We start from the raw sequence: 13,639 nt of genomic DNA, 5'->3' as shown, positions 1-13,639 counted from the left end.
ATGACCAGGCTATTACGCCGGAAGTGTTGCAAGCGCTTCCGGTTTTTTGTGGACACACTGCTCCTTTAATTTGTATCAGTTGTTTTTACCATAACGTTTTACTTTTTTATTAATTAATATCCCTGCCCCCGCCGTACGTGGATCCAGCGTAGTACAGATTTTATTTCACAATAAGTTTTCTTCCTGACAATAAGAATTTAGGTCCGTTTGCTTCCAGCATATGCAGAATATCGGACAGCGGAAGGCTTCTGCTGATACGCCCCCCAAAAAGCCGGCTATCATTCGCCTGATTATAGTTGACATCGATATCGTACCATCTTGAAAGCTGACGCATAATATCTGACAGCGGTGCATTATCAAACTCAAAGAAGCCTGTTTTCCAGGCAATCACCTGGTCTACATCTGCCGGATGCACGGTGATAGCCCCTGTAACCGGGTCTAACACGGCCTGCTGACCAGGCTGTAAGCGCTGGGAGATACTCCCCTGGTGTACATTTACGGCTCCTTCCACAAGCGTAGTATTTATGCTTTTCTCATCGGTGTAGGCCATTATGTCGAAGCTGGTACCCAGCACCTGCACTTCCATATTGTTTACCCTCACAAAGAAGGGTTGTTTTGTATTTTTAGTCACTTCAAAGTATCCCTGCCCCTGTATTTCCACCTTGCGCTGTGTACCATTAAAAGCAGTAGGGTATTTAAGGCTGGAGGCTGCATTTAACCATACATGGCTGCCATCCGGTAATACGATATTAAACTGGCCGCCCCTTGGCACTGTCAGCGTATTATATACCACCGCATCTCCATTGCTCTGTGCAGCATATTGCAACTGACCGTTCTTCTGCCTTACAACTGTTTTCCCCTGTGTAATCACCCTGTTACCGGTACTGTCCAGCGTAACCACATCCCCATTGGCCAGGGTGAGTATAGCTTTATTGGTACCCGGGGCCACATCTTTAGATGTATTTAATGCAACAGGGGGAATTTCCGGAGAAATAGAAGTAGTGGAGCGTAAAAAGTAAATCCCCCCTATCAGGAGAACGACTGCCGCAGCAGCGACCCAGCGCCAACGGTTGATTTTGACGATCTTATGATGGGTGATTTCTTCCAGCAGGCGCTTTTCAATCCTGTCACTCAGTTCCGCCGGTATTTCATGACGGTTGTTCATGGCCTGTTCAAATTCGCGCTGCATGGTAACCAGCAGGGAACGATGGGAGGAAGAGGTCTGCAGCCAGGCGTATAACTCTTCAGTTTCAGCCATACTACATTGACCATCAAGGTACTTCTGCAATAATTTTTCGTAATGCTCCGTGGATTGAGACATAGGTGACAAGTATCTGTATATATAATATCCGGAAATAAGGAGATAGGGTACCCTCTTCTTAAAAAAAAGTTAAAAAAACTTTCTGACCAGGTATACGGCCAGGAGGATATCACCATAGCGGTGTACATAATCGTATATAAAACGCATACTCAGGACCATGTGTTTTTTGATGGCATTGCGGGAAACGCCCAGGATTTCAGCGGCCTCCTCATAACTTTTTCCTTCCTGCCGGCAGAGGGTAAATACTTTCAGGCGTTGGGGAGGCATATGTGTAAGCGCTTCATGAAAGAGGCGGTCGTATTCTTTCGCTCTAATGAGTTGTTCAGGATGAGCATCAGCAGGTTCATCGAGCTGACTAAACAGTTGTTCTCTCAGTAGCTGGTCGGTAGCGAGTTTATCGATCGTTTTAATGACATGATTACGCGCAATGCGGTACAGGTATCCCGTAAAGGACAATTCAGGGTTAATGCGGTCCCTTATCTCCCATACTTTCAGAAAAACGTCATGAACAAGATCTTCTGCAAGGGAAGGGATCTTGCAAAACCGTAACAGGTATATATAAAGCGAAGAGTGATAATGCCGGTAAATAGTTGTGAATGCTGACTCATCCCCCTGCTTCATCCTTAACAATACCTCTTCCTCCAACGGCATACGATCCATATCAATTGAACATTTAAGCTACCCCAGGCTGTAAAACTAAAGAAAATGTCCCTTACAGCTGCTTTTCCCATAACTGCATGTATTATAAATGTACAGTTTTGACCTTGTCAATTACAATTTTTACATGCTCTTTTAAAAGGAAATAAATTTATTTGCGTGATTGAAATATTTATCCAATATTTGCAATCCCAAAACGGGAAGGATCAGTAGTTCAGTTGGTTAGAATGCCGCCCTGTCACGGCGGAGGTCGCGGGTTCGAGTCCCGTCTGGTCCGCAAGCTTTAAGCCTTCAAGTCGAAAGATTTGAAGGCTTTTGTTTAGTCTGATCGGATTATCACTTTGTTGGATCAAGTTGAAAGCGGTACACTATAATGTCAGAAATATCTAAAAAACGCTGAGCAACTGGCAGCTATTTCAATGTTCACCGCAGAAGTAAAACTTGGAATTTATACTGTGTATTTGATATTCGAACTCGAAAGCAGTGACCATAAGAAAGAGTATAATAAGCATTTATTACTGTCACTGTCATGCGAAAAGAGTTATAGTATATGACCCTGTAAAAGATTTTGCAAAGTAAATCAAAATCAGAGGCTTATCCGACCATCATAAACGAATGTGTTATTGCATTCATCAGGAAGGATAAATATTTTTGCCCTGTTGGCTATGTACAACTTTTAGATTGACAGTTTTGCCCTATATTCTAATCAGTATGTTCCTTATTATACCTGCATTGTTCGTTGCCTATATCTTTTTATGTGTAACTCATCATGTCACTTCAATTAAGAAGAGAAATTTTCCAATTTCAATAACTGCTGCATTTCATCATAAAGATGATCAAAAGGCTTCGCGTATAAAAATTTCAATAATGATAATTAACAGAAAATATAAATTGGCATGAAGACATTTGGTTTAATGGTTTTTAATATACTCATCATAGCCATTTATAGTTATGGTCAGAAAGGGGATGATGGTACTCCTAATAATATAGTAGTAGTTCCCCCCACTCCTGATGTAGCAAAGATTGCGGAATATGGAGATATTCAGTCAAATCTCTTTAATGGGGTGCCTAATATAGGTATACCCATATATACGATATCAGTTGATAATTTTTCATTGCCGATATCACTCAAATACAATGCATCGGGGTTTAAGGTAGATGAAATGTCAAGTGCTGTAGGACTAGGTTGGTCATTATTCGCAGGCGGTAATATTGCAATAAGTGTGAGAGGAAGATCCGATAACCTCGCTAACCGTTATGTCCTCGCGAATTATAATGATTTTTCTCCTGATGATCAGACATTACCCACAGGTGGAGGTAGAAGTGATTATGAATGGGCCAAATTTATGATTGACAACAATTATGATACAGAGCAGGATATTTATTATTACACGGTAGGTGATTATTCGGGAAAATTCTTCATGAACAATGATCTTACAAGAATAATTCAGGTTCCTTATAGCAACCTAAAAATAACAAAACAGAATGGATACCGTATCCGGGATACTAAAGGTGTAGAATATGTTTTTGCTGATCCGGAAACGATCTCTACTACACAACGTTGCTCTGTAGGAGTTAGTAATTTAAGGGGCTCCAGCACTAATAATATCACTGGCAGCAGTCTATCTCAGATTACAACTGCAAATGGCAGGAAGATTAACTTTTCTTATGAATCTATTGATCTAAAATATCCGGTAGGCATGGATGAGACAAGATATGTATCTCCTGCCAGCCAGCCCAGTGGTCAATGTTCCCTGCTTGATTCTAAAGACAGACTATGTCAAATGATCAGCTTAAGTCAACAGCGTCGACTTAAGACAATTACATTTGATGATAGTTCGCTCGTTATAAATTTTAATTATGATATAACAACAAGAGAAGACATCGCTCTTGACAATATAAGATATGGTAACAGGCTGAAAAGTATTGAGGTTTATTGTAATTCCGTATTGCAAAAACGGTTTACATTGAGTCATGATTACTTTAGAACTCAGGCTTATAATACTACTCAGTCAATTGACGATCAGTCTCTAAACTCAAGATTGAAACTCACTAGTGTGAGCGAAGAAGGTGTAGGAAGCTATGTTTTTAATTATAATGAACGCGAGTTGTTACCTGCACGTTTGTCTTTTGCACAGGATTTATGGGGATATTATAATCAGAAAAATGCAAATACCTCTTTAATACCCAAAGAACTTTATCCCGATGGAAGGGGAGCCAACAGAACATCTATCAGCAACTTCAAAACTGCATTTTTACTTGAGAAAATGATGTACCCTACAGGGGGAAGTACATCATTTCGTTATGAGCCTCATACCGATTCTCAGTTTGTACAGCATACAGCCGCGGTGACAAAAACGCTATACCTCGGGTATACTGGAACAGGGCTGGGAAGGTCTTTCAGAGATACTGTCGTACTTAGTGGTATCAGCAGAAATTGTACTATATCCTACTATGTTTCCGAAAGCAGTACAGATCGTTCTACAGGCAGTATTCAATACCCTGATGGTACGATATTATCTTTAACAACCCCAGGGTTTAATAGCCTTTCCCGGGCACTTAACAATGGTACTTATATAATTGCTATCAACAACACTAATGCAAATGTTGTTAAATCAATTGGCATCAGTAGCACAGTTGATAGTACTTATAACACGAAAGAAGTTGTTATTGTTGGTGGAGTCAGGATTGCCAAAATGACAGATATAAGCACCACCGGAGCTGAAAAAAGTACTTTTTATGATTATAATATTCCCAACACGACTAAGTCAAGTATAACCTATACACATAAATCGCCAGGTCTTATTAATTCTTTTTATACCAGGACGGCGAGTGCTTCATCTTTTACAGAGTGCTCTTATAATGTGCTGTCTTCCTCCTCTTATCCGGATCTTGGAACTGATCTCAATGAAAATCCTATTGGATACCAATACGTAACGGTGAAAAAAGATTCATTGGGATTGGTAGGCAGGAAGAAATATAAATTCTCTATTAAACCATCTGACTTAATTGGAGATATTTCTGTACCTGGAACTCCTGAATGGTGCAGAGGGAAACAAATTGAAAGCATAACAGAACAGTATAATCCAGCTACAACCAGCTGGATCGTAGTAGAAAAAGAACAAGCTGTTTATAAAACAAATTTTCATCCACAGGCAATGTTAACACCAGGGTATCCCCAGGAACATGAAGAATTAGTGCCTAATTTCAGATTAAGATACCTTAAGACGGAATTATCAAATGCGGGACTTACATTTCCGGCAGAATTTATTTATGAGACTTTTGAGTGTAAAAGCACATGGGTAAGGCTGGACCAGCAAAAGAAGTTCTATTATGGCGGTAATAATCAAACTTTAATTGATAGTGTTCAATATTCCTATGCCAATCTTGATCATGTACAGCCAACTACAATTGCATCTTTGGACAGTAAAGGAAGATTAATTCAACTATTGAGAAAATACCCCCAGGATTTTGCAGGAACGCCAGTTTATGATACTATGGTCAGCAGAAATATACTTCCAATTATTCAGGAGGATCAATATCGAAGCAATCAGTTCGTTAAAAATGATAAAACAAATTACTTACTTTTTGGGCAGCTTCCATTACCTTCTTCCGTAGAAGAAAAGTCAGGTACATCTAATTCTATTATTAAAACAACTTATCAGAAATATGATACGTTCGGTAATCTTCAGCAACTTGTAAAAGCCAATGGAGTAGTCGAATCCTATATATGGGGATACAAGAACAAATATCCCATAGCGAAGGTGGTAGGCGTGAACTATGCAGACGCTATATCTTATCTCAATACTAACCTGGTAAATAGTGCACTACCCTCAGATCAGACAATTAAAGATGAAGTGACCAAAGTGCGTAACGGCCTTGTAGGCAGAGGCTTTGTGAATACCTATACTTTCATACCGTGGATAGGAATGACAACTTCTGTAAATTCAAAAGGAAGAGCACTTTATTATCTATTTGACAGCCAGGGCAGACTGAAGGTCGTCAAAGACAATGACGGCAAAATCCTTAAGTTTTATGATTATCAGTATCAGGTTCCTGTCAATCAATAATTGAAGATTATTTTATGAGATATCATATGTTATTCAGGCTTACAAGCACTCTTATTCTGTACAGCCTTTCTATTGTTACTTATGCACAGATTAAGCCCAGAGATACGGTAAAGATTTCGGCTGCACCTGTAACGCTTCCTTCCCCCTATACTAATACAACCGTTAACTATGTAAGGACATGGACTCCATATAAGCCGTTGACCGATACCTCTACTGTAAAATCAGCGGGTACAACTGTTGCGGATGTAAAACAATTGACGCAATATTTTGATGGATTGGGACGGATATATCAAACAGTTTCCAAGGGTATAAGCGCAACAGGAAATGACCTGGTAGAAACTGTGTTATATGACACTTACGGACGGATACAATATAAATATCACCCATATGCTCAACAGACAGGTAATACAAACGATGGGAAATTCAAATCCACTCCATTTGTTAATCAACGTTCCTTTTATAAAGACGCTGGCCTTAATCCAGGAATGACAGGAGACAGCATTTTTTATGAGGAAACAGAATACGAACCATCCCCGCTAAACAGAGTATCTAAAGTGTATTCACCTGGGAACAGCTGGGCAAAAACAGGCGGAAACCGTCCAGGAACGAAGCAGTATCTCATAAACGATGCCTCAGACTCTGTAAGAGTATGGAACATTGTTAGTAATACGATTAGTGCGGGAGGAATTTATGCTGCAGGAACATTATTTAAGAATGTGATAACTGATGAAGCAAATAACCAGGTGATAGAGTATAAGGATAAGGATGAGCATGTAGTACTAAAAAAAGTGAAATTATCTAATACCCCTGGTAACGCTCACGTCGGCTGGTTAAATACTTATTACATCTATGATGATATAGGAGAGTTACGTTTTGTAATTCCACCTCTTGCAGCTGAGAAATGCATGGTAGCAGGATGGGTTGTAAGCGCAGCCATTATATCCGATCTGTGTTTCGAGTACCGGTATGATGACCACAGGCGTATCAACTGGAAAAAATTACCAGGAGCAGCAGAAAATTATATGGTATATGATACACGCGACAGATTAGTATTTGCACAGGATGGTGTACAAAGATTAAAAAATCCCCAGGAATGGATGGTTAATTTCTATGATGATTTTAACCGGCCTACAATGACTGCAATTTACAAATCAAATACTACGCAGACGGCATTGCAGACGAGCTTAAATACAGTTAATTCCGGTACACAGAATATTGGTTATACATTTCCGGGAATAGCGGACCTGGTCCTTGCAAATTATGATGGCGGTGTAGCTTATACAGCTACCTCAAGTATTACTTTCCAGGACGGATTTGATTCAGGGGAAGGAGCCTCATTTACTGCTACAATTGATCCTGCCAGTACACAGGGAAGCACTACACTAACTGTCACAAATCCTCTACCAGCACTGGACCCTAACTTACTTACTCCTCTTACTTATACATTTTATGATAATTATAATTATGCCGGGGTTTTCAGCTATGAAAATGGAGATATTAACAAGCCTCAGGCGGGTAATAATCCATATCCAGAGTATCTGTCTTCTGCTCCAGGCAATTTAACAAATGGTTTGTTAACGGGAACAAAGGTGAGGGTACTTGACTCGGATCAATGGATAACGACAACAACTTATTATGATGATAAGGGTCGTGTGTCGCAGGTTATTGCGGACAATATTGCCGGAGGCAAAGATATTGTAACTAATCTGTACGACTTTAACGGAAAGCTACTTAGTAGCTATCTGCGCCATAAAAATCCGCGCAGTGGAGTAACCCCCCAGACAACCCTATTAAGCATGATGTCTTACGATTTTGCAGGACGATTGCTAGAAACAAAAAGGCAATTGAATGATGATTCTACTCAAAGGAAAACAATTACATCAAATTCCTACTATGAACTTGGTCAACTTAAGCAAAAACGAATAGGAGTGATAGGTAGCTCCCAAATAGATTCACTAACTTATGTTTATAATATGCGGGGTTGGTTACTTGGTATAAACAGACCATATGTAAATACACCAGGTAGCAGTACAAACTGGTTTGGCGAGGAGCTGAACTATGACAATGGATTTACTTCGAATCAGTACAATGGTAATATCGCTGGTACTAAGTGGAAGAGCAGGGCTGATGATATAGCCCGTGCATATGGTTACAACTACGATAGTACCAATCGAGTAGTAATAGCTGATTTTACCCAGCAAAATACCAATTCAATTGCCTGGACACGGGATACAATAGATTTCTCCGTAAGCAACCTTCAATACGATGCTAACGGGAATATAAAAAACATGACTCAGAAAGGAATGAATGGAATCAGAATCAGCGCAATTGATCAACTCACTTATTCTTATTCATCCGGAAATCAGTTAACAGCTGTAGCAGATTCAGATACAAGTAGTACAGCGGCAACAAAACTTGGAGATTTTTTAGATCTGAATCGTAGTGCCAACGATTATAAGTACGACGTAAATGGAAATCTTATTCAGGATTTGAACAAGGGAATCGGTAATATTACCTATAACTATCTGAACCGGCCAACAACCATCAGTTTTATTGGTAAGGGTAATATTAGTTATCAATATGATGCTATTGGGACTAAATTAAAAAAGATTGTTACTGACAGCACATTTAGTGTTCCTAAAGTCACAGTTACAAATTATATAGGAGGGTTTGTCTACGTACAAGACAGTTTACAATTAATTGCCCAGGAAGAAGGACGAATAAGGCCCGTTTATAAAACAGGGCTGCCATTAAGTTTTACTTATGATTATTTTGAAAAAGATCATCTGGGTAATACCAGAGTCGTGTTAGGAACACGAAGTGATACCAGCCTGTACGCCGCAACCATGGAAACAGCTGTGTCCGGAATGGAAAATGCACTATTTAGTAACATTGAATCAACAAGAGTACCATTACCTGCAGGTTACCCAGCTGATAACACAACAAGTTCTAATCAAAGTGTGGCTTTATTGAATGCAAATAATGGCCAGAAAATAGGACCTTCACTGGTATTACGTGTAATGGCCGGAGATACTATTCAGATAGGTGTTACTTCTTTTTACAAAAGTGGAGGTACACAGAGTAATGCCTATGCAACACCTGAACAGATGCTGAACTCTCTATTACAGGCTATAAGCCGAACAGGCCTGAATGATGGTGCACATAATGCCACAGGGGCCAACTCGGCTATCAACTCCCGTTTTAACAGTAGTATTTATCAGGCAATAAAGAATAATAATGCAGATCAGAATAATCCGTTGAAACCTAAAGCTTATTTGAACTATGCCATGTTTGATGATCAGTTTAATATTGTGAATGAAAACAGCGGTGTGAAACAGGTTCAGCAATCTCCTGATGTTTTGCAGATGCTTGGGACATCGAGAATGGTGATGAAAAAGACAGGATTTATTTATATTTATACCAGTAATGAAAGCGGAGATAATGTATATTTTGACAATTTGTTAGTTGCGCATACTACCGGACCGCTACTGGAAAACACACATTACTACCCCTATGGATTGACAATGGCAGGTATCTCTTCAAAAGCGCTTAAAAGTGCCACTTATCCTGAAAACAAAATTAAGTATAACGGAAAAGAATTGCAGATTGGAGAGTTTAAAGATGGGAGTGGTCTGGAATTATACGATTATGGCGCAAGAATGCAGGACCCTCAGTTAGGCCGTTGGTGGGTATTAGATCCATTAGCTGACAAAATGAGAAGGTTTAGTCCGTATAATTACGCTTTCGGTAACCCTATCAGGTTTATTGACCCGGATGGTATGGATCCTGGAGATTTTTATGACATGAACAATACTAAACTGGGGTCTGATGGAGTTGATGATGGTAAGATATATGTGGTTACATCGGAAAAAGATAAGGCAGTCATTAGTGTTAGTAACAGAGAAAATGGTGAAGGACATGTCAATAAGGGTTCACTTAATTCAGCTGTAGAAATTCCGGGAGAAAATGTAAGAGAAGAGATGAAAGCAGCTATTAAACGATCATCCTTGCCAAGTAAAGATGATAAATATGGTGGGTTTCATGAGGAAGGGGGTATGTATGGCAAAAGACTTGGTGTACAGATTGCTATCCCGGCAAAACCAGGGGCTTATGCCGATATGTTAGTAGCGAAAGAGGCCAACGTGGATCCATATAGTGGAGAAGATCCCAATGGTTTATTTTTAGATGAGGTTGAAGGAACGTACCATGTACATCCTGAAGGTGTAGTCTACCATTATAATTCAGATCAAGCGGAATTCAAGATATATCGTTTTGACCAAGAGCCAAGTAATATTCGCGATGAGGATGCTTCAAAGCCTAATCATGGAGACCTGCCTACTGCAAAAGACATGGAAAATCGATCGGGAGCCGCTGCAGTAAAAGGGAATCATTTTGTGCTAGGTGCCAGAGATCAGCATGTAAGAATATATAACAGTGGGGGAACGATTCTCACTATTTCATTTGAAGTATTTTTTAAAATTGGTATAAAATGAGACTTACAGAAATGATAAAATTTTTACTGGTTTTCATTATTTTATTCAAGGCTGTTCCTTCTAGGGCAGTTTCGCCTAATGATTCAAGTATTATAACTCGTCATCCATATAAATTGATGATAAAAGACATTCAAGTGTTTGTAGAGCAGCGCTTCAACCAAGTTGACGAAATCCGCTTTCTCAAAACAGGGTTTCTTCCTAAAAGAGTTAGGAGTAAAAAGAACCAGGCACGGGTAAGATTTATAAATGGAGATTTTATTGCTTCCCATTCATTGATTGGTCATCATGTAATTGAATTTCTTCCTATCCAGGAAGTAGACGGAAATTATCGGATTGGTGTAATATGTAATAAAATTGAAAAAGTAACTAAAGGTTCCTTAGAATTCCAGTATGTATACGGTTTTTCGTATACTTTCCGGAAAGTACCTCAAGGTTTTCTTGTTGTGAAAAAACAGATGGGACTTCCCGCGGATTTCCAATAGATAGGTTAAAGCTCCTGGCTAAGTCAGGAGCTTTTAACCTGTTTTAAATCAATTTCTCCAATAAATACCTGAATTTCAGATAAATCATCTACAAACCGGTTCGAACTTCGTCCCCGGTAGCCCGCAAGCTTTAAAGCCTCTAAGTCGAAAGATTTGGAGTTTTTTTTGTTTAGCATTAAATGAAGTTGGGATCATAAAAAACTTTCCGAAACGCAGCCATTAATCTTTCTTTTCATATAAAAAGTATTCTCCCATGTTCATCTCGTTAGAATACCATCCAACTATCTTTTCTGCTATTAATGGATACCCTCTCCTGATCAACCTTACATTCTTATTATCAATAAACCTTCGTCCGGTCTGACCTCTTAATACAATAAATGTCAATGAATCCGGCACATTTCCATTAAGGGAAGTAACCGATGAGTCATTCAGGATGATACTTTTTATATGTGGATTATAATAAAAGGACTGGCTCAGAAATGAAAAAGGCTCGTAAGGATTTTCTTCTTCCATTCCCAAATGGAATAACCTGATATTCTTATTTCTATAATTATCGTATACAAATTGGGTAATCCCGATTCTTCCTCCGGATGGAGGGGTATAAGTCATGACTATAAGCGCTGTCAGATTTAACATTAATAATGCCGACCCAACTGTTATCAGCGGCTTACGATAATGATGAATAAATGATCGATAGATCCTTTCAACCGCCTCCATTCCCCTTACAATTATAAAAGGTAACAGGTTCAGAATAGGAAAGATAAAACGTAGTTCCTTATGCGGGATCAATAAATGGATCAGTACAAAAGGCAGCGTTATCCATAAGAACATCGCACCCGGATAAACGGCTGCATAAAGTATATAAAAAATAATAACAAAGATTCCTACTGGTATTACAGAAGCATATACAATATCCTTCACATACAATAACCAGAAGGTGGTGCCAAACTGGGAAGCTACATCGTTAATAATATTTGCCCTCACATAGTTCCATGGAGCAAAGGTCCATTGATTGTAATAAAGTTTATCCAGAAAAGTTCCTCCCGCAATGATCAATAAAAAGGGAAGGTAAAAAATGAAGATATACCCTGGTTTGATCTTATTTAAAACAAGCCAGATGGATAAGGATAATACGATAATACCACATTGGAATCTGCATAAGAAGGATATTCCGCACAGTAAACCACATCCCACTATATTCAGGTGCTTCATTTCACGATCGGGTGGGATAAGAGATACTCCCAGCAGGATAAAGATGCCAGACCAGCTTTCGGAATTAAACCTTACATTAATATAGGGCAGAAACCACAGGAACAGGAATAACAATAGGAACACATCTGCCCACTTACCTTTAAATACTGATTTATACCGGTTAAAAAATAATGCAATGGCTGTTAACGAAAGGGTTGCAGTAAAGACACGCAATATTAATGTTATCAGATAAGGATCGCTTACATGAAAACTACGGCATACTACGATCAGGCAATAAGCGATCCATGGCTGAAAAGAAGAACGCATCATTTCCAAATGTTCCCAGGGCATTCGTTCTATTCCATTTCCCGGTATTTTTAAAGCTGCAAACTCAAAAATCTGGAAATGTTCATCAGGATTATAATAACCTGTGGCATTGAACGCCGTTATGTAATAAATGATGGCAGCTATTATAAAATAAAGAGTTCTCCTTTGAACAGTATTCATTTTCGGGTTAATTAGCGTTTAAGAGATATTTATGTGTTACTTCCTCCATGGCCACTTTAGGGAAGAACAGATCTTCCAGTTTCTCGGTCTCATCTATCTTAAAAAAGAAAGAAATTTTAACCCGTTCAATATTAACAGGAAGATCTCTGAGAAGAACAATGGAAACAGGTAGATACGCATCTATTAGCTTTATCTGTTTTAAAAAATCAGCGGAAAACTTATCAAGCAGAACCGTAATCTTTCTATTAGAATGGATGATTTCATCTAATAGTTGTTTTGCTAACACGGTGTCCTGCATATTTGCTCCAAAATGACATCTGAAAAATAATATATCCCTTTTATGAAGTATGATACTATCGTCTACCCCTATCTCTGCAAGAGTTCCATTATCCAATGTAACCCTTCTGCTCCCAATTACAAGATCTGGATAATTATCCCATAACTTCTCATTCTTTTTGACCAGATCAGGGCTTAAGGTATCCTGTGACATTCTCACTACAACAGGAGCAGTAGCTCGCCCCCTCCCAAGAAAACCAGCAACTGCCATCATAGTGGCGATAATGGATATACCTGACAAAACAGTGATTAGCTTTTTATCTTTACTCATTTTACAATATTGAATTGTGACCAGTTAAATACCAACTGCTCACTGTATGTAACAAAAAAGAAAAAAAGGATAAGTACAAACATCAGAAGCAACCTTTTGGGAAGAAAATGGTGAATCTTCTTGTACAAGCTGTTTACACTCCAGGAAACAGCCAACAGGATGAGGCTAAAGGATGGCAGGTACATATATCTGTCTGCCATGATAGCTGGCCTTGTCATAGGAATGATCTGTAATTCCAATGACAGTTGTATCAGTAATATTCCTACACAAAGAAAAATGAATGGAAAATTTTTGCTTTTCCAGATATAAAG

Annotated in this window: 7 protein-coding genes and 1 tRNA gene; 4 read left to right on the top strand and 4 right to left on the bottom strand. The window is 38.9% G+C overall.

Annotated elements, in window-relative coordinates:
- Nucleotides 1–160: 160 nt before the first annotated feature.
- Nucleotides 161–1,321 carry a FecR domain-containing protein gene (locus GO495_RS02985; protein WP_157298206.1) on the bottom strand — a complete coding sequence of 387 codons (1,161 nt, stop codon included), beginning with the start codon at nucleotides 1,319–1,321 and terminating at the stop codon, nucleotides 161–163.
- Nucleotides 1,322–1,390: 69 nt separating this feature from the next.
- Nucleotides 1,391–1,981 (bottom strand): RNA polymerase sigma factor, encoded by a 591-nt coding sequence (locus GO495_RS02980; protein ID WP_157298205.1) that lies wholly within the window; start codon nucleotides 1,979–1,981, stop codon nucleotides 1,391–1,393.
- A gap of 200 nt (nucleotides 1,982–2,181) precedes the next feature.
- Between GO495_RS02980 and GO495_RS02975 the strand changes: the two genes are divergently transcribed.
- From GO495_RS02975 to GO495_RS02960, 4 genes are all read left to right on the top strand, one after another.
- Nucleotides 2,182–2,255: transfer RNA gene (locus GO495_RS02975), tRNA-Asp, on the top strand.
- 619 nt (nucleotides 2,256–2,874) lie between these two features.
- Entirely contained in the window at nucleotides 2,875–6,048 is a 3,174-nt protein-coding gene (locus GO495_RS02970) for a hypothetical protein (protein WP_157298204.1), read from the top strand.
- Nucleotides 6,049–6,062: 14 nt separating this feature from the next.
- Entirely contained in the window at nucleotides 6,063–10,541 is a 4,479-nt protein-coding gene (locus GO495_RS02965) for a DUF6443 domain-containing protein (RefSeq protein WP_170302623.1), read from the top strand.
- Entirely contained in the window at nucleotides 10,538–11,023 is a 486-nt protein-coding gene (locus GO495_RS02960; protein WP_157298203.1) for a hypothetical protein, read from the top strand. The genes GO495_RS02965 and GO495_RS02960 overlap by 4 nt, the downstream gene beginning before the upstream one ends.
- A gap of 219 nt (nucleotides 11,024–11,242) precedes the next feature.
- Here the strand turns inward: GO495_RS02960 and GO495_RS02955 are convergent, their stop codons facing one another.
- A complete protein-coding gene (locus GO495_RS02955) occupies nucleotides 11,243–12,721 on the bottom strand; it encodes a glycosyltransferase family protein (protein ID WP_157298202.1) in 1,479 nt (492 codons plus the stop codon).
- 7 nt (nucleotides 12,722–12,728) lie between these two features.
- Entirely contained in the window at nucleotides 12,729–13,328 is a 600-nt protein-coding gene (locus GO495_RS02950; RefSeq protein WP_157298201.1) for a hypothetical protein, read from the bottom strand.
- Nucleotides 13,329–13,639 lie beyond the last annotated feature (311 nt).

Origin of the sequence: Chitinophaga oryziterrae (assembly GCF_009758125.1) — a bacterium.
Taxonomy (GTDB): Bacteria; Bacteroidota; Bacteroidia; order Chitinophagales; family Chitinophagaceae; genus Chitinophaga; species Chitinophaga oryziterrae.
The sequence above is the reverse complement of the archived record's forward strand: the minus strand, read 5'-3'. Positions and strand labels throughout refer to the sequence as shown.

What these genes read in the sequence shown, in the direction of transcription:
- GO495_RS02985 (WP_157298206.1), bottom strand. Translation starts at nt 1,321, where the DNA reads ATGTCTCAATCCACGGAGCATTACGAAAAATTATTGCAGAAGTACCTT.
- GO495_RS02980 (WP_157298205.1), bottom strand. Translation starts at nt 1,981, where the DNA reads ATGGATCGTATGCCGTTGGAGGAAGAGGTATTGTTAAGGATGAAGCAG.
- GO495_RS02970 (WP_157298204.1), top strand. Translation starts at nt 2,875, where the DNA reads ATGAAGACATTTGGTTTAATGGTTTTTAATATACTCATCATAGCCATT.
- GO495_RS02965 (WP_170302623.1), top strand. Translation starts at nt 6,063, where the DNA reads ATGAGATATCATATGTTATTCAGGCTTACAAGCACTCTTATTCTGTAC.
- GO495_RS02960 (WP_157298203.1), top strand. Translation starts at nt 10,538, where the DNA reads ATGAGACTTACAGAAATGATAAAATTTTTACTGGTTTTCATTATTTTA.
- GO495_RS02955 (WP_157298202.1), bottom strand. Translation starts at nt 12,721, where the DNA reads ATGAATACTGTTCAAAGGAGAACTCTTTATTTTATAATAGCTGCCATC.
- GO495_RS02950 (WP_157298201.1), bottom strand. Translation starts at nt 13,328, where the DNA reads ATGAGTAAAGATAAAAAGCTAATCACTGTTTTGTCAGGTATATCCATT.